Source organism: Streptomyces sp. NPDC055189, from assembly GCF_053606765.1.
Genome location: NZ_JBSGSG010000092.1, coordinates 1 through 19,696, shown reverse-complemented (window position 1 = coordinate 19,696; position 19,696 = coordinate 1). Strand labels below are relative to the sequence as shown.

18 protein-coding genes are annotated in these 19,696 nt (G+C 70.7%); 4 read left to right on the top strand and 14 right to left on the bottom strand.

All coding sequences use genetic code 11. The annotated features are described in order from the left end of the window. Window positions 1-3: 3 nt before the first annotated feature. The 3 genes from ACWFR3_RS39175 to ACWFR3_RS39165 form a co-directional block, all read right to left on the bottom strand. A complete protein-coding gene (locus tag ACWFR3_RS39175; protein WP_453739470.1) occupies window positions 4-801 on the bottom strand; it encodes an MlaE family ABC transporter permease in 798 nt (265 codons plus the stop codon). Continuing rightward, a complete protein-coding gene (locus tag ACWFR3_RS39170) occupies window positions 798-1,814 on the bottom strand; it encodes an ABC transporter ATP-binding protein (protein WP_453739469.1) in 1,017 nt (338 codons plus the stop codon). Before ACWFR3_RS39170 ends, ACWFR3_RS39175 begins: the two co-directional genes overlap by 4 nt. A gap of 111 nt (window positions 1,815-1,925) precedes the next feature. Beyond that, window positions 1,926-3,353 carry a DUF6801 domain-containing protein gene (locus tag ACWFR3_RS39165; protein WP_453739468.1) on the bottom strand — a complete coding sequence of 476 codons (1,428 nt, stop codon included), beginning with the start codon at window positions 3,351-3,353 and terminating at the stop codon, window positions 1,926-1,928. 732 nt (window positions 3,354-4,085) lie between these two features. On the opposite strand from ACWFR3_RS39165, the gene ACWFR3_RS39160 reads away from it, so the two are divergent. Then, window positions 4,086-5,327 carry a PucR family transcriptional regulator gene (locus tag ACWFR3_RS39160; protein ID WP_453739467.1) on the top strand — a complete coding sequence of 414 codons (1,242 nt, stop codon included), beginning with the start codon at window positions 4,086-4,088 and terminating at the stop codon, window positions 5,325-5,327. On the opposite strand, the gene ACWFR3_RS39155 is transcribed toward ACWFR3_RS39160, so the two are convergent. From ACWFR3_RS39155 to ACWFR3_RS39130, 6 genes are all read right to left on the bottom strand, one after another. Continuing rightward, a complete protein-coding gene (locus ACWFR3_RS39155) occupies window positions 5,317-6,918 on the bottom strand; it encodes a hypothetical protein (RefSeq protein ID WP_453739466.1) in 1,602 nt (533 codons plus the stop codon). The two genes, ACWFR3_RS39160 and ACWFR3_RS39155, sit on opposite strands and share 11 nt — an antisense overlap. Window positions 6,919-6,989: 71 nt before the next feature. After that, a complete protein-coding gene (locus ACWFR3_RS39150) occupies window positions 6,990-8,015 on the bottom strand; it encodes a mechanosensitive ion channel family protein (protein WP_453739465.1) in 1,026 nt (341 codons plus the stop codon). 174 nt (window positions 8,016-8,189) lie between these two features. Further along, the gene (locus ACWFR3_RS39145; RefSeq protein ID WP_453739464.1) at window positions 8,190-8,744 is read right to left on the bottom strand and encodes a DUF4383 domain-containing protein; all 555 of its coding nucleotides are present in this window, start codon (window positions 8,742-8,744) and stop codon (window positions 8,190-8,192) included. A 198-nt stretch (window positions 8,745-8,942) separates the two neighbouring features. Continuing rightward, window positions 8,943-9,506, bottom strand: a complete 564-nt coding sequence (gene sigK, locus ACWFR3_RS39140; protein WP_453739463.1) for an ECF RNA polymerase sigma factor SigK — start codon at window positions 9,504-9,506, stop codon at window positions 8,943-8,945. A 65-nt stretch (window positions 9,507-9,571) separates the two neighbouring features. Next, on the bottom strand, window positions 9,572-10,507 hold the full coding sequence (locus ACWFR3_RS39135) for a hypothetical protein (protein ID WP_453739462.1): 936 nt from the start codon (window positions 10,505-10,507) through the stop codon (window positions 9,572-9,574). A gap of 71 nt (window positions 10,508-10,578) precedes the next feature. After that, window positions 10,579-11,172: a sigma-70 family RNA polymerase sigma factor gene (locus ACWFR3_RS39130; RefSeq protein ID WP_453739461.1), complete on the bottom strand. Its 594-nt coding sequence runs from the start codon at window positions 11,170-11,172 to the stop codon at window positions 10,579-10,581. Between the two features lie 165 nt (window positions 11,173-11,337). Here ACWFR3_RS39130 and ACWFR3_RS39125 point away from each other — a divergent pair, with 165 nt between their 5' ends. Together ACWFR3_RS39125 and ACWFR3_RS39120 are read left to right on the top strand one after the other, a co-directional pair. Continuing rightward, window positions 11,338-12,324, top strand: a complete 987-nt coding sequence (locus ACWFR3_RS39125) for a MerR family transcriptional regulator (protein WP_453739460.1) — start codon at window positions 11,338-11,340, stop codon at window positions 12,322-12,324. Between the two features lie 99 nt (window positions 12,325-12,423). After that, window positions 12,424-13,677: an NAD(P)/FAD-dependent oxidoreductase gene (locus tag ACWFR3_RS39120; protein WP_453739459.1), complete on the top strand. Its 1,254-nt coding sequence runs from the start codon at window positions 12,424-12,426 to the stop codon at window positions 13,675-13,677. A 9-nt stretch (window positions 13,678-13,686) separates the two neighbouring features. On the opposite strand, the gene ACWFR3_RS39115 is transcribed toward ACWFR3_RS39120, so the two are convergent. Further along, complete coding sequence (locus ACWFR3_RS39115; protein WP_453739458.1) at window positions 13,687-13,866, bottom strand: DUF6480 family protein; 180 nt, start codon at window positions 13,864-13,866, stop codon at window positions 13,687-13,689. Between the two features lie 130 nt (window positions 13,867-13,996). On the opposite strand from ACWFR3_RS39115, the gene ACWFR3_RS39110 reads away from it, so the two are divergent. Then, entirely contained in the window at window positions 13,997-14,677 is a 681-nt protein-coding gene (locus ACWFR3_RS39110) for a hypothetical protein (protein ID WP_453739457.1), read from the top strand. Between the two features lie 15 nt (window positions 14,678-14,692). On the opposite strand, the gene ACWFR3_RS39105 is transcribed toward ACWFR3_RS39110, so the two are convergent. From ACWFR3_RS39105 to ACWFR3_RS39090, 4 genes are all read right to left on the bottom strand, one after another. Then, window positions 14,693-16,354 (bottom strand): flavin-containing monooxygenase, encoded by a 1,662-nt coding sequence (locus tag ACWFR3_RS39105; RefSeq protein WP_453739456.1) that lies wholly within the window; start codon window positions 16,352-16,354, stop codon window positions 14,693-14,695. A 70-nt stretch (window positions 16,355-16,424) separates the two neighbouring features. Then, window positions 16,425-17,699: an MFS transporter gene (locus tag ACWFR3_RS39100; protein ID WP_453739455.1), complete on the bottom strand. Its 1,275-nt coding sequence runs from the start codon at window positions 17,697-17,699 to the stop codon at window positions 16,425-16,427. Then, on the bottom strand, window positions 17,696-18,235 hold the full coding sequence (locus tag ACWFR3_RS39095) for a hypothetical protein (protein ID WP_453739454.1): 540 nt from the start codon (window positions 18,233-18,235) through the stop codon (window positions 17,696-17,698). Before ACWFR3_RS39095 ends, ACWFR3_RS39100 begins: the two co-directional genes overlap by 4 nt. An 85-nt stretch (window positions 18,236-18,320) precedes the next feature. After that, entirely contained in the window at window positions 18,321-19,547 is a 1,227-nt protein-coding gene (locus ACWFR3_RS39090; protein ID WP_453739453.1) for a hypothetical protein, read from the bottom strand. Window positions 19,548-19,696 lie beyond the last annotated feature (149 nt).

The window sequence follows — 19,696 nt, the reverse complement described above, 5'->3', positions numbered from 1 at the left end:
GGGTCACAGCCCTTTCGGGGGGACGAGCTGCAGATAGACGCCCGTCATGACCATGTTGACGAAGAAGAGGATGAGGAAGGTGAAGACGACGGACTGGTTCACCACGTCGCCCACGCCCTTGGGTCCGCCCTTGGGGTTGAGTCCGCGGTAGGCGGCGACGACACCCGCGATGAATCCGAAGATCAGCGCTTTGAGTTCGCTGATGTAGAGGTCGGGCAGTTGGGCCAGCGCGGAGAAGCTGGCCACGTACGCGCCCGGGGTGCCGTTCTGCATCACGACGTTGAAGAAGTAGCCGCCCAGGGTGCCGACCACCGAGACCAGGCCGTTGAGGAGCAGTCCGACCAGCATCACCGCGAGCACCCGGGGGACGACCAGGCGCTGTACGGGCGAGACGCCCATGACCCGCATGGCGTCCAGCTCCTCGCGGATGGTGCGCGAGGCGAGGTCCGCGCAGATCGCGGACCCGGCGACGCCCGAGATGAGCAGGGAGACGATCAGCGGGCTGGCCTGCTGGATGATGACCAGGACGCTGGCGCCGCCGGTGAAGGCCTGGGCGCCGAACTGCTCGATCAGCGAGCCGACTTGGAGGGCGATGACCGCTCCGAAGGGGATGGTCACCAGCATCGCGGGCAGGATCGTCACGCTCGCGATGAACCAGAACTGCTCGACGAACTCGCGCCACTGGAAGGGCCGTTTGAAGATCAGTCGGAGCACGCTGAGGGCGAGCGCGAGCATGTGGCCGATCTCGCGCAGCACGCCGAGGCCCGGCAGCGGCGGACGCGCGGCGGGCGGGGCGCTCATGCGCCCGCTCCCCGTCTCGCGCGGGGCGTGACCAGCGTGGGCGCCTCGTCGTCGCGCAGGCTCGCCTCGATGGCACGGCGGGCGGCGGGCGGCAGCTCGTGCAGCATGCCCTGGACGCGTTCCCGGCGCCGGCGCACCGCCTGCCGCTCGGGCAGTCCGGGGGTGGGCGCCAGTTGCGGCACGATGGTGCGCTCCGTGGGCGGCCCGGCGACGATGCCGTGCGCGGCCTCCAGGTCCAAGGTGGCCTGGTCCTTCTCCTCGGACATGCCGATGGGGCCGGCGCGGCGGGCGGTGAGGAACTGTTCGACCACCGGCTCGTCACTGGTCAGGAGCACTTCGCGCGGTCCGAAGGTCACCAGGTTGCGGCGGAAGAGCATCCCCATGTTGTCCGGGACGGTCGCCGCGATGTCGAGATTGTGGGTGACGATGAGCATCGTCGCGTCGATCTCCGCGTTGATGTCGATGAGCAGCTGCGAGAGATAGGACGTGCGCACCGGGTCGAGCCCCGAGTCCGGCTCGTCGCACAGGATGATCTGCGGGTCGAGCACCAGCGCCCGGGCCAGGCCCACGCGCTTGCGCATGCCGCCCGATATCTCGCCGGGCAGCTTCTTCTCGGCGCCGGCGAGACCGACCAGATCCAGCCGCTCCATGACGATGCGGCGGACCTCCGACTCCTTCTTGCGGGTGTGCTCGCGCAGCGGGAAGGCGACGTTGTCGAAGAGGCTGAGCGAGCCGAAGAGCGCGCCGTCCTGGAACATCAGGCCGAACAGCTTGCGGGCCTCGTACACGTCCCGTTCGCGGCTGTTGACCATGTCCACGCCGTCGATGAGGACGTGCCCCTGCTCGGGGCGGACCAGGCCGACGATCGACTTCAGGAAGACCGTCTTGCCGGTGCCGGACGGGCCGAGCATCACGCTGACTTCGCCGCGCGGCAGGGTCAGGGTCACGTTCTGCCAGATGTTCTGCTTGCCGAACGACTTGGTCAGTCCCTCGACGACCACTTCGACTCCCATCGCACCTCCTTGCTCAGAGTTCGGGATTGCTCACGGTTCAGGTGTCGGCCTGGTGCTTTCGGCCCGCTGCTCGCGGCGCATGCGGCACGCGGCTCGCGGCCCGCTCGGCGGTCAGAGGTCGGGCAGCTCCGGGATCTTGCAGGTCGATCCGGCGCCGCAGACGCGCCCCTGGCGGATCTTGAGCGCGTTGCCGGGGCCGGAGACTGCGCCGGAGAGCAGCGCGTCCAGATCCTCGCCGTGCGCGCCGCACCCGCTGAGCGCCGGGATGTCCAGCTCGCCCTGGAGCAGCCCGCCCTCGCTGACCGGATAGCTGCCGGTCAGCTCCGTCTCGACGGGCCGCGAGGTGCGGCACCGGGGTCCGACGTCGAGGGGCACCCCGTTGACCCGTACGTCATACAGGCGCAGATGCTGGCGATAGCCGACCCGGGTCACGGCCGGCTTGCCCGGCCGGATGATGTTGACGATGGTGGCCGGCTCGGGCTCGAAGCGGACTTTGGCAGTGGTCGGCTGGAACCCGAAGGTGAGGAACGTGCCCTCGGTGTCGGGCAGTTGCATGAGACCCAGGTGGTCGTACTCCACGTAGTCGGGCGCCCTGACCTCACGCATCCGCATGGCCAGGTGCATGAGCCCGACCCGTTGTCCGCGGGGGTCGTTGACCAGGGCCGAGCTCTTGAGTTTGCGCAGAGTGGCGAAGCCTGCCGGTATCGCGCACATCGAGGTCGGCTCGAGTTCGCTGACCTCCGCGCCCGGCGGCACCGGCGGCAGCCGCTTCGGGTCGAGCTTGCCCGCGGGCGGCTGTGCGGGGCAGGCATCGGTGGCCGCGCGGGGCTGCGGTCCGGCGTCGATGCCCTTGGGGGTGTCGCGCGGGGCAGCGCTTTCCGGGTCGGCGGAGCCGGTGGCCGGCGACGAGGGCGTCCCTGAGGCGGGCTCTTCGACGGGGACGATCGCGAGCCGGGTGTCCGCGCCCCTGGCCGGGGTGCAGGCCAGCTTGGCCGGGGTGGGTCGCGCGTCCGGACCGCCGGTGTTCGCGGGGGTGAGCGCGAGGTCCAACCGCCCGGCCGTGAAGGTGACATCGCCTCCGGAGCCGACGGCCACATACGGCACGTCGCCGCTGAAGCCGATCTCGACGGCGTCCTGCGCGGGCAGCTGCACCTCGGCGGAGGCCAGGTCCGCCCACTGGGCCCGCGCCCGCTCCCGCCCCTGGGCGACCGTCGTGGCCAGCTCGGCCGTCCCCGCGACCGATGTCGTCCCCTCGGGCAGCAGCTCGGCCACGACGGTCCTCGGCAGGCTCACCCCCACGCTCACCGCCCCGGGCCTGATCGGCTTGCCGACCGCGCCGCGCTCGGGAAAGGCCGCGGCGAAAGCGACCTCGACCTGCCGGGTACCCGAGGGCAGTGTGCAGTCGTACGCGGCCGTGAGCCGCGCCTCGACCTGATCCCGCGCGGCCGAGCCCGAGCCGGGCAGCAGGCCCAGCAGGCACGCCGCGACGGTGACCGCGGCCACTCGTGCGGTCCGCCGGCCGCTCAGGGCACCAGTCATCGCTGCTTCTCCGATCAGAGGCGGACCCCGCGGCAGGGGGCCGCCGCGGGGTCCGATGGAGTGGTCCTCACGTGGTCCGGGGGGAGCCAGGACCACGGGCGCGAAGGGGCATCCGCACCCGGAGGACCGAAGCAGGCGCGGGCAATACCGTCCAATAAGGCCCGATCTGCTTCTTGTTCGACTTTCGAATCGGACCTTACGCACGGGTAACTGAACGGCGCAACGGCCGAATTGGAAAAGACCCCGGCACCGAAACCACCAGGCCTTTCCTTGTCCCTCGGGCAGCAATTCCGAAGGGGGCTTCGTGCGCAAGTGAGTACTCCGCGCCCAGCCTCTTGACGAAGGGCTGTTCCTGCTCTCCTCGCACGAGCACGGCGAGAAGCGGGACACCCTCTTTTGTCATCGCAACAACAACGGGCGGAAGATGTTCATACCCCTGTGAGCACTCTGCTTCCTGCCTCTTGACGGGCCCCGCTCGCACAGGGCGCCCTGAACACGTCATCAGCGGAGCGGAGTTGTCCGAAAGAGCGTGACGGGCAGGGTGCACACCGGATGAGTGTGCTGAGCAGGGTGCACACCGGCTGTCCATGGTCTACCGTGCCAAAGGTTCCAAAGCGCCAAGATCAATTATGACCTGCCGTCAGTCGGCGACCACCGAGGTCGTCCGGGACCGGTGGCGTTCCACCACTGCCGGTCAGCGGTTTCGATCACGGGCGGAGTAAGGGGAGTTCCATGACAACTGCAGTAAAGGCGGGGGATGCGGGGCATCCGGTGTCTGCGCTCCCCCGCGAGTTCGCCGCGATCATGCGGCCCGAACTGCCCGGACTCATCCAGGAAGTCATCGACGAGATCCGCCGCTCCTACCCCGAGTATGCGGAAGTTCTCGACGGCCCCTATTCGCGGGCCGTGCATCTTATTGTCGAGCACAACTTGACGAGCTTCGTGGACCAGGTCGCCGCCCCGGACGCCTCCACCGTCCAACGCGACAAGGTGTGCCGCATGTTCGGCCGCTTCGAGGCCTACGAGGGCCGCAGCCTGGACACCATGCAGGCGATCTTCCGGCTCGGCGCCCGGCTCGCCCTCAACCGGGCCAAGGGGGTACTGCGGCGGCTCAACCTGCCGGCCGGCCTGATGCTCTCCTTCGCCGACGCCCTCCTCGCCTACGTGGACAACCTCATGGAGGTCTCCCGCGAGGGCTACCAGGAAGCCCGCGCCGAGATGGAGCAGGGCCAGGACATCCAGCGCCAGCGGCTCCTCAAGCACCTGCTTTCGGACGTGTCAGTCCCCCGCGCGACCCTCGTCGAACTCGCCGAGCGCGCCAAGTGGCAGCTGCCCGAAGAGGTCACTCCCATCGCGTTCAGCACGGACGGCCGACCGGACCGGGGCGCGATCGCCGAGGACGTCCTGGTCGACCTGAGCTCCTCGCTCCCCCACGCCCTGATCCCCGGACCCGTCGACGAGCACCGCCGCGCCTTCATGGACGCGGCCCCGCACACCATCCGCGCGGCCGTGGGCCTGACCGTGCCGCTGGCGGACGCGGCGGAGTCCTTACGCTGGGCCCGAAGAGCCCTGAGCCTCGCCGAGGCGGGCGTCCTGGAGGGCGCCTCCTATCTCCACTGCGAGGACCATCTGGTGGCCCTCTCCCTCTTCGCCGATCCCGGCCTGATCTCGGCGCTTGCCAAGCAGCAACTCGCCCCGCTGGCGGGCCTCACGGCCAACCAGCGCGACCGGCTCATCAGCACCCTGCGCGCGTGGCTCGACACCCGCGGAAACGTCCTGCAGATGGCCGACGCCCTCCATCTGCACCCGCAGACGGTGCGCTACCGGCTGCGCAACCTGGAGAAGGTCTTCGGCGACCTGCTGGGCTCGCCGGACGACCGGTTCGCCACCGAACTGGTGCTGCGAGCGCTTGAGTTGCGCTCTCGCCGCACCGGCACATCGCACCGCCCGCTCCCCCCGCCCGTCACGGGCTGACCACCACGGCGGCCGCAGTCGATGGTGCGCGCATCCTGATCAGCCGCCCCTCCACCGTGCCGATCACCAGGTCGCCGTCCGGACCGGCGCTCAGGCAGGTCGGGGTGTAGGTGTGTCCGCCGAGGGTGAGCGGCGTGCGCCCCACCACCGTGCCGTTCGCCGCGTGCAGCGTGAGCAGTTCGCAGGAACCGGCCGCGGTCACGGCGTGGACGAGACCCTCGTGGACGTCGACCCCGGTGACCTGTGTGTCGAAGCGGTGCGCCCAGGCCACGGCACCGCCGGGGTAGGCGCGGCGCACAAGATGGGTGACGTCGCGCGCGGTGCACGTGTGGACGATCCCCGGCCCGGCCTCGTCGTCGACGTACACGGCGGGGCCGCCGCGCAGGTGCGGGCCCGGGGAGTCGTCCCGGGCGAACGGGAACAACCGCTCGATCCCGTCGGGATCAGCGCGCACGACCCACTTCTCCAGCAGTTGCGTGCTGACGTCCGCGCCACCGGTGCCGTAGAGGAAGAACAGGTGGGGGGAGCGTCGCACCGGGAATTCGTAGGAGCTGTCGCTCTCCCCCAAGGCCAGGGTGGCCAGCTGCCGCCCGGAAGGTGTGAGCACGACGCTCTCGTTCGGTGGCCAGTGCGGGCCGGGGAACAGCTCGCGGGAGTCGCGGGCCACCCATGCACCGTCCGTGCGCGCTGCGATGGCGACCGGGAAGTCGAAACAGAGCTCGGCGAGTTGGGCGCCGTCGGCGAGTGCGTACCGGCGCAGCAGGGTCCGCCGGTAACTGCTGTCGCCCTTCAGGAGGGTGGCCCAGACGCTCTCCTCGTCCGGAGTGACATACCACCGACAGCCGCTCCGCAGCCACCGGTCGTCAGGCTCCGGCACGGACCACTGCAGGGTGTCGTCCGGCGACCAGCACTCCAGCAGGGCCCCGCCGCGAGCCGAAACCAGCGTGCGGCCGTCCCGCAGCACCTCCACGACGGACGCGCCGGGCCGCCGGGTCCAGGCGCGGCCCTTCCCGGCGGCTACGTCGGCAAGATAGTGCTGCGGTTGGTGGATGCCCGGTTCCTCGATGCTGCTCCAGTCGACCTCGACCGGCTCCTGCGGCCAGGAGACTTGTGCCGCGAGCACACCAGCGGTGACGCCTTGCCAGTCGTCGTGCTCGACGACGGAGCGCGTGTACGTCAATCGGCCCGGGTCCTCGTAGTCGATGACCGGCCGAGCGAACATCACCTCCAGGCGACGCGCGTCCCGCCAGCGCACATGGGGCACGCCGACCCCGGCGACGGCCACATCGGTACGGCGCCGGGTCTCCGGCTCGTACAGATGCAGCCCGCCCCGGAGTGCGAACTCGTCGCCGTCTTCCGTGCCCACGGCGAGCACCGGCAGGGTGGGGTGGAAGGTGAGCCCTTCGACGCCCGGTTCCAGCACGATCTGGTCCCACAGGGCGAGATCACTCGCCCTGTAGACAACGATCCGCCCCAGGCTCCCGCGGCCGCTCGCGGAGCAACTGACCGCGATCCAGCGGCCGTCCGCGCTCACGTCGGTCGTATACGGGCGGCCGATCTCGGGGAACGGATCATCGGGTATCAGACGCATCGCAGGAGCGTACCGGTCGAAGATCCCTGGTGAGCGGCCCGGTCTCCGGTGTGCTCTGCCGGACCGGCCGGTCAGCGATTCACCGGCGACTTGCCGTTGCTGTTGTCGTTGCCGGCGCCGTTGATGTCGCTGTCGGTGCGCATCCACACGGTCCGCTGCGGGAAGGGGATTTCGATGCCCGCGGCGTCGAGGGCCGTCTTGGTGCGGCGGCGCAGTTCGCGGGTGACGCCCCACTGCTTGAGCGGGATGGTCTTGACCGCGAGGCGGACGACGACACCGTCGGCGTCGAGGGACTGCACACCCCAGACCGACGGCTCCTCCAGCAGGATGCCCGCGAACTCCGGGTCCTGCCGCATCTCGCTGCCGGTCCTCTCCAGGACGCCGTAGACCGTGTCGAGGTCGGCGTCATAGGCGACGGAGATGTCCAGGACGGCGCGGGCCCATTCCTGGCTGTCGTTACGGACACGCAGGATCTCACCGTTGCGGATGTGCCAGAGACCTCCGTTGAGGTCGCGGATCTGGGTGAGCCGCAGGCCGACGTGCTCGACCTCTCCGATGGCCTCGCCGAGGTCGACGGAGTCACCGACGCCGTACTGGTCCTCCATCATGATCAGCATGCCGGACAGGTAGTCCGCCACCAGGCTCTGCGCGCCGAATCCGATCGCGAGGCCCACCACGCCGGCGCTGGCCAGCAGAGGGCCCAGTGCGATGCCGATCTGGTCGAGGACCATGGCCAGGGCCATCAGGCCGATGACGATGGTGACGGCGCTGCCGAGGACGGAGCCGATGGTGCGGGCGCGCTGCTCGCGCCGTTCGTTGGCACGTGAGCGGTCGCGCTGGAGGACGGCCGGGCCGCGGCCCGTGCGGCGCGGCTCGTTCTCGCTGTCGGAGGGCTGCAGGATGCGCTGGACGACGCGGGTGATGGCCTTCTTGGCCACCGCCCGCACGATTGCCGCTCCGACGACGATCAGGACGATGCGCAGCGGGACGCCTATGAGTGCGCCGACGTTGTCCCCCAGCCAGTCCGGGGCCGCGAGTGCCTGGCCGGTTTGGCTGCTGCTGAGGACATACGACGCGGGCGCGCCGGTGGGTGCCACGGAAGAGACTCCATTTCCTTGAGGTACGGCTTGTCGCAGCGGGGACCATAACCGTCGTGGCAGAACCGGGGCAAAAGGTGTGCAGGGGCTATGTGAGCACGGTGATCACACAGAGAAGGGGGCAGGCACAATCCGGCGGGCCTTCGTGCACCGCGGAAGCACCCAGAACGCGGTTCAGTCGCGCCGGGCCGTGTTCTCGAGCGCCGTTTGCTCCCGGTCCGGCAGTTCGGCCCGTGCCGCCGTGCGCCGGGTGTCGTCCTCGCGGGCGGCCTGTTCGGGGTGGCGCAGACGCCAGAACGGGTTGTCGTGGGGCAGCTTGCTGGAGACACGTCCGTACATTCCGAACGTCAGGATCATCAGGCCCGCGGCGAAGCTGAACAACACGTTGGTCATTCCGAAGTCGAGAAAGTTGGCCGGCCGGTCGAGTGTGAAGAGGTGGTAGAAGCCGCTGAGCAGGAAGAGCACCCCCACGGACATGTTCAGCGCGGAGGCGAAGGTGCCGCCCACAAAGCCGCCCACGACGAGCGCGGCTCCCACGGCGAGGGAGATCACACTCAGCGCGACATTGGTGGACAGGCCTGCCACCTCGCCGTTCGTGCTCAAGGGTGTCAGCGCGTCGGCCAGGCCGAGGCAGCCGAAGGCGATGAGTACGAGACCGCAGAACGCCGCGCCGTAGCGGTAGACGGCAGCGAGATGATGGTCGACGGGCAGTTCGTCCTTCAGTTTCATGTCGGCTCCCGGGTCACGCCGTAGGGACAGTGGGGATTCCCGTTGCCGCACGGCCACGCGTCTCAGTGACGTGGGGTGCGGCACGATCTTTTCCGGTCCATCGGGTCCCGTGGATGCACATCACCCGAAATCGCCCTCTGCGAGGCGAGCCGGCACCTGCGGAACCGCCCTTCGCGAACACCGCTTGAGCTGCGCGCTCTATTGCGGCGCTTCCAGGCTGTCGCGCAGCTTGATGAGTCCGTCCCGCAGGCGCGTCTTGACGGTGCCCAACGGCAGCGAGAGCCGCTCGGCGATCTGCCGCGACGTCAGTCCTTCGTAGTAGGCCAGGGCCAGACACCGTCTCTGCGCGTCGGTCAGCCTGACGAGGCAACGCCGCACCTGCTCGTACTCAAGCCGCGCCTCGACCGCTTCGCTGACCTCGTCGAATTCGGGTGTACGGGCCAGCCGCGCCGCCCTGTGCTCACGAGCGTCGCGGGCCGCAGCGGAGCGGACCCGGTCCACCGCGCGCCGGTGCGCCACGGTCAGGACCCAGTTCACGACCGTTCCGCGGTCGTCGCGGTAGCGCTGGGCGGTACGCCAGACCTCCACGAAGACTTCCTGGGTGACTTCCTCTGCCTGCGCACGGTCGTGCAGCACACTGCGGACGACGCCGAAGACCGCAGCGGACACGGAGTCGTACAGGGGCGAGAAGGCGTCCTCGTCCCCGTGCGCCACCCGCTGCATGAGCTCTGCGAGTCCCGCTCCCGGCTGCCTGGTCTGCATGACGTCCTTCATGTCCGACCTCCGGGGAGGGCATCTGCTTCTCGGCTCCTGTCCATGGCGACCGCTCACGTCCTGAGCAGCGCGACCGTGCCCATGGCAGCGACCTGGCCGGATGCCGTGACGAGAACGCGGGCCCCTTCCGGCTCCGCCACCACCTCGATCAAGGCCCCGCGCGGCGGCACGGGCGCGAGCAGTTCGACCCGCAGCCCGGCCACGGCTGCTGCCGTCATGCCGCAGGTCAGCAGCGTCGCCTGGCGTACGGCCTCCAGTACGGCCGGCGCGGACAGCAGGGCCGGGCGGCCGGCAAGCAGGACGGGGTGGCAGGGATCTCGCGGGATCAGGGCCAGGCGTCCCTGCGGTGCCCGTGCCAGCATGACGTCGGTGTCGGCGGCGGCGCCCACGGCGGCCGCCGGGGGATGCAGAAGGGCCGGCAGGGTCGCCGCAGTCGCGCAGGGCGCGCCCGGCTCGGCGGGACGGGCCATGCGCATGGTGCATGATCCGAACGGCCTCCCCGCGTGCTCGTACTCGGCGGTGACGCGGTAGACGACGAGGTTGCCGGCCGCCTGCGTCGCGAGCTCGCTCACGCTGACCCGGACGGTGACGTCGGTGGCGCTGCCGCGCTCGGTCGGCCATGCCCGTGGATGCAGGCCCATGCTCACGGATACGGGTTCGAGCGGGGCGATTCCCTGGGCCGACAGGTGCCGGCGCTCCAGCGCGACGGCGATCTGGCGGGTGGACTCCACCATGATCAGCGGATGGTGCGAGACGGCGATCGCGCGCTCGTTGAGCGGATGAGATCGGGGCCACTGGCAGTGCGCGGTGAAACCGGAACGGCCCAGGCGTCGCAGGGACACCACGAGCATGGACGCCATCGCGTCAAGGCCGAGCGTGCGCCACGTCAGCGAGCCGTCGAGTCGTTGCGGGTCGCGCCGGTGCCGGTCGGCCCGGGCGTCCGGGTGCTCGTCGGCCCCTCGATCCGCTTCCGGCGTCGCGCCGTGCACGGGTGTCTCCTGTCGCAACGGCCGGACTGCGTCCGCCGTCAAGGGCCCGTCGCGCCGCAGGTCCCGTGTCATCAGCCCTGCTCGATCCTGCAGCGCAGCTGGAACAGGCCGCGGCGCGCGTGGCTCTTCACGGTGCCCAGGGGCAGACCGGTGCGCTCAGAGATCTGGTTCTGTGTGAGGTCGTCGTAGAACGTCATGCGCAGCACCTCCTGCTGGCGCTGCGGGAGTGCGGCGAGCACGTCGGAGAGCAGCACGCGGTCCAGTACCCGCTCTGTCGCCTCCGGCCTGCGATCCCCCGGCACATCCTCGACGGCACGGCCCGCCGCTTCGATCAGATCGAGGCGCCGGGTGCGTGCCGCCAGCGTGTCGACGATCTTGCGTCGGGTGATGCCGACGAGCCAGGCGCCCAGCGGCCCGCGCTCGGGGTGGAATCCGGTCCGGCCCCGCCAGGCGGCGAGGAAGACCTGCTGGGTGACGTCTTCCGCTTCCCGCGCATCGCCCAGCGAGCGGGCGGCCATGGTGTGCACCAGGGGGCTCCAGCGCCGGTAGACCGCGGCGAACGTCTGCTCGTCGGCGTTGAGAAACCCGCGGGCCAGCTCTTCCTCCAGCGCGGCTTTCCCGACTGGCGGCAACAGACGCTCCGAGGTGTGCACGGTCGCGCTCATGGGGTCGTTCCTCCTGCGGAGCGGCTTCGCGGGACGAAGAGTGACGAGTTCCTGTGCTGATGTGCTTCGGCAGGCTGCGGGGCGCCGGGCTGGGTCCTGTCACGAGTCTTGGACGCACAAACGACGCAGGCAACACGCGTCGGTTGTGCGTCGTACGCTGAGTCGGTGAGCTCGATCGAGCACGACAAGGCGGCGGGGCTGTCGACCGGTGCGGTGGCCCGGCTTCTCGGCGTCGCCCCCACCACCGTGCGTTCCTGGGACCAGCGCTACGGCCTGGGCCCCGATGCCCATACCAGCGGCAGGCACCGCCGCTGGACCGCCGTGGACATCGCGCGCCTGGAGCAGATGTGCACGCTGACCATGACTGGGGTGCCGCCGGCTGAAGCGGCCCGCATCGCGCGCGACGGCGCGCAGCTGCCACTGGTACCCGCCGCCGTCCCGCAGCGGCCCGGGCCGGCCCGGCGCCCTTCCGGCATCGGTCTGCAGCTCGGCGACGTGCGTCGCGAGTGCAAGGGGCTGGCCCGAGCCGCGCTGCGGCTCGATGCCCCTTCTGTGGACAATCTGCTCACCGCGGCGATCGCCGACTACGGCCTTGTCACGGCCTGGCAGGAGGTGATCATGCCGACGCTCCAGGCCGTGGGGCGCAAGTGGGAGAACTCGGGCGAGAAGTACGTAGAGGTCGAGCACTTCCTGTCCTGGCATGTCTCGGGTGCCCTGCGGCGCAGCACCCCGGCCATTCCGGCCGGGCAGGCGGCCTACGTGACGCTGCTCGCCTGTGTGCCCGGCGAGATCCACACGCTGCCGCTGGAGGCACTCGCCGCGGCCCTGGCCGAACACGGGCTGCCCGTGCGCATGTTCGGCGCGGCCATGCCCACCCAGGCGCTGCTGGAAGCCGTACGCAGGACCGGTCCCGCGGCCGTCGGGCTGTGGGCCCAGTCCCGGACCACCGCGAGCCGCCCCCTCGCCCAGCACGTGGCGTCGATGGAGTGGGGCGTGCGCGGCGCACGCAGCCACCCTCTCGTACTGACGCTCGGACCCGGATGGGCCGGCCAAGCCGTGCCCGGACTACCGCGACCGCCCGGCCTCGCCGAAGCCCTGGCCGTTTTGCGGACCGCGGCAACCGATGACGTCCGTCGGCCTGTCACACGGTGAACCGGCCCTTCACGGTGGCATCCTGACCCACCGTCGGCCCGCCATCGCCCGCGTCACCGGGGCCGGCAGCGGACCGCGAACGACACGAGGAGACAGCTGATGGCCATTCAGGACCAGTCGACCCCCGGTACGGTCATCGTCGGTGCGGGTCTCGCCGGGCTTGCCTGCGCGCTGGATCTGTCCCGCGCCGGACAGCAGGTCACCCTGCTGGAGGCTTCCGACGCGGTCGGCGGGCGGATGCGCACGGACCGCCGGGACGGCTTCCAACTCGACCGGGGCTTCCAGGTGTTCAACACCTCCTACCCTCAGGTGAAGAAGCGCCTGGATCTTCGCCTACTGCGTCTGCACCCCTTCACCCCGGGCCTGCTGGCGCACACCCCCACCGGACCCGTACGGCTCACCGACCCGACCCGGCGCCCGCGCGAGGCGGCCCACCTGCTGCCCGGGCGGATCCTGAGCCCCTGCGACCTGGCCGCCCTCGCGGCCCTGACCGCACGCGACACCCTCCTGCCGGCCCGGGCGATCACCCGCGGGCAGGACCGGACCACCGCCCGGGCACTCGCGCGCTCCGGCCTTTCGGACGACACCGTCGACAACCTGCTGCGGCCGTTCCTGTCGGGCGTGTTCCTGGAGAGCGAGTTGGAGACCTCTGCGCGCTTCTTCCACCTCATCTATCGCAGCATGGCCCGCGGCACTCTGTGCCTGCCCTCCGGCGGCATCGGCGCGGTGCCCACGCAGCTGGCCGAGGACCTGCCGGCCGGCGTTCTGCGCCTGGAGACGCCGGTCGAGACCCTCACCGATCACGGTGTCCTGCTGGCCGACGGACGTGAAGAGCCTGCCGCCAGGGTCGTCGTCGCCACCGAAGCCGAGACGGCCGCGCACCTGCTTCCCGGACTGACGGTGCCCGAGGGACGGACTGTCACCACCTACTACCACGCCACCGACACACCCCCGCTGCACGAACCGACCCTGGTGACCGACAGCACGCTGGCCGTCCTCAACACCTGTGTCCTCACCGAAGCCGCCCCCGCCTACGCCCCGCCGGGCACCGCTCTGGTGTCCACCTCGGTGCTCGGCGGCGACCAGCCCGGCGCGGAGGCCGCCGTACGCCGCCGTCTCGCCGAGCTGTACGGCGCGGACACCGGGACATGGACGCTGATCGCCACGTACACGATCCCCGGAGCGCTGCCCGCGATGCGGCCGCCGTGGCCGCTCAGCCGCACGACGCGCTTCGCACCGGGGCGCTATGTGTGCGGGGATCACCGGGCCACGGGATCGGTGCAGGGCGCACTCGCCTCCGGGGCCAGGGCCGCACGCGAGGTGCTGGCCGATCTGGGACACCCCGGGCACTGAAGCGCGCCCTCAGAGCCCCGCGATGCGCGCAACGAAGAAGGCGGCCACCAACGCGGCGCCGCACACGATGAGCACCAGCCACACAGCCGGGTGCTCCCAGAGACCGCCGTCGGGTCGCTCTTGATGTGCCTCGGCGATAGATCCCTCGACGGGCGGCGTCTCCGTGGGAGGAACACGTGGATCCGTCATGCCTTCATCGTCTCTCGGAGAGTGCCGCGGCGCATATCGGCGGCGGGCCCGCCTGAACTGTGCTCCCGTACCGCCCGGCCTGGGCCTGTGGGTGGAAGACTGCGCACAGACATCAACGGGGGGGCTGTCCATGAAGTGGTTCCGGCGGGATCAGGCGACGCGGCACGCGGCTGTGGTGCCGCTCAGCGGGGTCAGCAAGACCACGACCGTTCCGACACAGGTACCTCGGCTCCTGACCGCAGGGGGTCCGGTGCTGCAGCGGATCGACGGCGGCGGTGACCGGGTCGCGCAACTGGCGACTGGCGCGGGACCGGTCATTTTGGACATCACGCATCAGGGAGCAGGGTACTTCGTCGTGGACGCCCTGGACGGGAGCCTGCAATCCCAAAGCCAACTGGCCTACACCGACGGGCCTTTCGCCTGCCGCGCTCTGGTCAATGCCGACGACAGGCCCGTCCAGGCGCTACGGGTCCAGGCGGACGGTCCGTGGTTGATCGAAGTGACCCCGGTTTCGAGTGCGCTGCCCCTGGACGGACCTGCGCGGCGTCCCGCATCGGATGTGCTGCGCTACGAGGGAGGACCGGGAATCGCGACGCTTCACCACGAGGGCGACCCACGGTCCGATGACGGCGGCTACTTCCTCGTCGACACCTTTGAGCCGGATGGCAGCGGATTTCTCGACGAGTTGGCCAATCACGTCGGACCATGGCGCGGTGAGGCGCCGCTGCCCGGGCCCTGCCTCATCTACGCCCGCTCTGACGGCCCGTGGTCCCTCAGCGTGCACACCATGGGGTCCTCGCTTTCGTCGTGAGGGCCGCCATGCCCCTCAGGCTCCCGCCCGTGCGGCCAGGGTGAAACCGCGGTATCCGTCCAGGGCGGCGGCGTCGCACTGTGCGCGGTAGCGGTCCAGGCCTCCGGTGTAGGCCAGGAACACCCGTGGTTTGCCCGGCACGTTCGCCCCGGTGTACCAGGAGGCGACGGACGGGTAGAGCGTCAGATCGGCGAGGCCGGCAACGTGGGCGCACCACTCCTCCTCGGCGTCCGTGGTGGCGTCGATCTCGGTCAGGCCGCCCTCTCGCAGGTGTGCGATGCAGTCGGTGATCCACTCCACGTGCTGCTCGATGGCCACCACCGCGTTGCTGAGCACGGACGGGCTCAGCGGGCCGATCACGGTGAAGAGGTTGGGGAAACCGGCCGACAGGAGGCCCAGATGGTTGCGAGGCCCTTCGGCCCACTTCTCCTGGAGTGTGGTGCCGCCCTTGCCGACGATGTCGATGGCGACCTGTGATCCGGTCATGGCATCGAAGCCGGTGGCGAAGACGATCACGTCCACCGCGTGATCCTGCTCCGAGGTTCTGATACCGCTCGGTGTGATCCTCACGATCGGGGCCCTGGTGAGGTCCACGACGCTGACGTGCGGCTTGTTGTACGTGGCGTAGTAACCGGTGTCCAGGCAGGGACGTTTGGTGCCGAAGGGCAGACCGCGCGGTGACAGCGTCTCGGCCGTGTCCGGGTCGGTGACGATCGAGCGGATCTTGGAGCGGACGAACTCGGCGACGGTCTCGTTGGCGGCCGCGTCGACGAGGATGTCGTTGTACGTCCGCAGCAGACCGCTGAGCACGCCTGTCTCCCAGGCCGCCGCGTAGGTGGCGGTGCGCTCGGCTTCGTCGGCCTCCAGGGCGGACCGGGTAGGCGGCTCGAAGACGGTGCCGCCCCTGGACTTCCGCTGGGCGATCCGGAACTGCGGGTAGCGCGCCTTCAGTTCGGCGTTCTCCTCGGCGGACAGCGCACGGTTGTGGGCGGGGAGCGCGTACACGGGGGTGCGCTGGAAGACGGTGACGGCGGCGGCCTGCTCGGCCAGGAGCGGAATGGCCTGGACGCCGGAGCAACCGGTACCGATCACCGCGACCCGCCTGCCGGTCAGGTCGACACCCTCGTGCGGCCAGTCGGCGGTGTGCAGGGCCTGGCCCCCGAAGGCGGCAACGCCCGGGATGTCCGGCTCCTTGACGGCCGACATGCAGCCGGTGGCCAGGACGACGAACCGGGTGGTCAGCGTCTGTCCGGTGTCGGTGGTGACCTGCCAGAGGTGGTCGTCCTCGTCGTAGACCGCACGGGTCACGCGGGTGCGCAGCGTGATGTCCTGCCGCAACCCGAAGCGGTCCGCGACATGGTGGAGGTAGCGCAGCAGCTCGGGCTGAGTCGCGTACCGCTCGCTCCACTCCCACTCCTGGTCCAGTTCGGGCGAGAAGGAGTAGGAGTACGACGTGCTCTCGACGTCGCAGCGCGCGCCGGGGTAGCGGTTGCGGTGCCACGTACCGCCGATGTCGTCGCACGCCTCCAAAACGCGCACCGACAGGCCCAGTTCGCGCAGGCGGTAGAGCTGGTACAGGCCGGAGAAGCCCGCCCCGACCACGACGGCGTCGAGTTGCGGGACGGCGGGCGGGGACGAGGAAGAGGACGGGGACGGGGTCGGGGTGACGCTGGGCATGCCGTTCTCCTGACGGATCACTGAGGGCCGTGGTGCCTGCATGTGGCCGGGCGCCTTGCCGAGGGGTGCGTCAACTCGCGGTCGGGCGTGGGGCGGTGTGCCGGGGGCGGGCGGCCCGGGCCGTCAGGGGGATCACGGCGAGGGCGAGCACTCCGCCGCAGACGGCAAGCAGCGGGTAGCCGCCGCCTGCCACGACAAGGCCGGAGACCATGCCGCCGGTGGCCCCGGCGAGCGACATCCCCATGTCGACAAGGCCTTGTGTGGAGGCGCGTGCCTCGGCGGGTGCGGCCTGCGCGACCATCGCGGTGCCGCTGACGAGCGCCATGTTCCAGCCGGCGCCGAGCAGTACGAGTGCGGTGCCGAGCAGCGCGATTCCCACGGCTCCGGTGGGCGGCGCGAGGGCGGCCAGGAGCCCGGCGGCCAGCAGTACGCCGCCGGAGGCCGCGGCCACGGGCAGGCTCCCGATCCGGTCCACCACCAGACCGGTCAGGGGCGAGGGCAGGAACATGGCGCCCACGTGCAGGCCGATCACGACCCCGGCCAGCTGTGTGCTGTGTCCGTGGTGGGTGAGGTGCACCGGGGTCATCGTCATGACGGCGATCATCACGAGCTGCCCGCTGATCATCACGGCCGCTCCGGTGACGACCCCGGTTCCGCCGCGGTGGACACGCTGCTCCGCCGCCTCCGGCCGGGCGGCGGCCTCCTGGTGCTGGCTCCGGGCGAGCAGGAGCGGGTCGGGACGCAGACAGAGGGCGACGACGAGGGCGGCGGCCGTGTAGGCGACCGCGGCAAGGAGGAAGGGGCCGGTGAGGCGGGGCAGGCCGAGAGAGTCGGCCAGGGTTCCGGTGGGGCCGACCAGGGCGGGCCCGGCCACCGCACCGAACGTGGTGGCCAGGAGCACGGTGCCGGTGGCGCGACCGCGTTTCCCGGGCGGCGCGAGGTCGGTTCCGGCATACCGGGCGAGCAGTCCGGTCACCGTGCCCGCGCCGTAGACGAAGAGGGCGATCAGGAGCAGGGGTACGGTGCGGGACCAGGCGGCGACGATCACGCCGATGCTGCCCAGAGCGGCGGCCGCGTGCCCCAGGGCGAGCCCGGGGCGGCGCCCCCACCGCTCGGAGATCCGGCCGATGAGCAGGGCGCCGAGCGCGCCTCCCGCGGTGAACAGGGCCACGGGCAGTCCGGCGAAGCCGGTGGAACCGAACAGGTCCTGTGCGAGCAGCGCGCCGACGGTGATGCCCGCCGCCATTCCGGCGCCGCCCAGGGCCTGCGAGGCGACGAGCACGGTCAGGATGCGCCGTTGCACCTCGGGGCCGGCGACCCGCTCGGCGCGGACCTCCGATGTCACGCGGCGGGCCCGTCGGAGGGGTCCAGGGCGGAGATCTCGGCCAGGCTCATCTCCATCTCCAGGTGGAGGAAGCGGACGATGGTCCAGTGCGGGAGCGCGTCCTCGTCGAACGGGCCGAACGCGGCGGTATAGAACGGAATCCAGCGCAAGGCTTCCTCCGCCGCGACCCGGCGCTGCTCGTCGGCCCGGCGCTGCTCGTCGGCCCGGTCGCCGCTCTGGTAGTCCGTGTAGGCGATGCTGCGATGGTGGATGAAGTGCCCGCCGGGCAGGCGCTGTTCGCACAGCTCCCGGTATTCGCGGGTCTGCAGGATGAGGAAGTGCCAGATCTCGTCGATCTCCTGCTCCACCGGCAAAAACAGTCCGCCGAGCCGGTCGGGATGGCGGGAGACCAGGTACAGGTAGCGCAGGCACTCGCGCACCTGGTGCTCGACGTAGGCGCGTGGATATTCCGTCTTCGCGGTGAAGTACCCGACGGCCTCCGCGTGCAGGGCGCTGCCCAGGAGATCTTCGGCGGTGGGGGCGGGAAGTGCTGACATGGTCACAGGGCGGGGTCCTGTCCAAGCGTGAGGGGCGGCGGTGATCGGCGGATACGGATCGCCGGATACGGATCGGCGAGGCCGGTCAGGAGGGACGCGCCAGCCAGGCGTACTTGCCGGAGCGGCCGATCGGCAGGTCGGTGCGGTGCTCCAGGGCGCAGGTGCGGCCGATGAGTTCACCGACGAGCCCCTGGAGGTGTTCGGCCTGCGCCGCGTCGAGCGGGGTGCCGTCGAAGGTCGAGTAGCGCAGGGTGGCATCGTCGGAGGCTTCGGTCAGGCGCAGTTGGGCGAGGAAGACGCGGTCGGACGCGTCGTGGACGCGGGCGTCGAGGTCGGCCTGGGCGACGGGTCCGCCCGGCGCGTCGAGCAATTCCTTCTCCCGGCCGCAGAAGGCCGTGATGCGCTCGGGGTCCGCGGAGCCGTCGAAGGTGCGCACGCAGTCGCCGGAGCGGTAGCGCACGAGCGGCATGAAGGGGTTGCGCAGGCTGGTGACGATGAGGCAGTGGATGCCGCTGCCGGGGGCGACGGGGATGAGTTCGACGCTCATGTCCTCCAGGTGCGGCCGGTAGCGGCCGGTCCGGGGGTCGCTGGAGTAGAGGTAGCCCAGTTCGGTGCTGCCGAAGAGGTCGACGACGGGGCATTCGAAGTGCCGGTGCAGCAGGGCGCGTACGTTCAGCGGGGTGTACTCGTAGGCGTGCACGATGCTGCCCGGCTGCGGGAACTCGTCCCACAGGTCCCAGGCGTCCACCTTCTGTACGAGGTGAGCGAGGTGGTAGCCCGAGCAGTCCAGGTGGTAGGTGCCGGTGGGGTGCGCGTCGCTGATCTCGCGGATCTCGGCGAGCATGCGGCGGACCTCAGCGCGGTCCCAGTCGGCGGGGTCGAGGGTGTTGTTGAGGTAGAGCGTGCGGTCGTCGAGCCAGCGCTCGCCCGGGGTGGCGCCCGGCTTCTTGGCGTTGACGCGGGCCACGTGCTCGGTGGCGAGCACGGTGGTCAGGGAGATGCGCTTGGCGCCCGCCTCCCAGGTGGCGCGCAGGTCGGGGTGTTCGCTCCACAGCCGGTAGTAGGAGCGGAGGAGGAAGTACGGCGGCCGGATCAGCTGCATCCGGGCATGGTTGGTGCCGGTCGACAGGACGAACTCCGCCTCGCCCGACTCCAGTGCCGCCGCGAGGCCCGGCGTCATCCAGTTGTCCGGGAATCCACGGGCGATCTCGGGCTTCTCCAGGATGGGGAAGTCTCCGCGGGCGGCGGACGCACGGTAGATCGGGATGTCCCGGACCCGGTCGACGACCTGCGGGCTGGGCAGCGGGCTCATGTGTGCTCCGTGGGAGGTGGCGGGGCCGGGCCGCCCCCCCCTAAGGGGCGGCGGGGCGGCCGCCGGGGGGGGGCCCGGGGAGGTGTTTAAAACCCCCATGGCCGCCGCCCAGGATGTCCAGCGAGTAGGGGGGGGGGGGATTGAGCCCG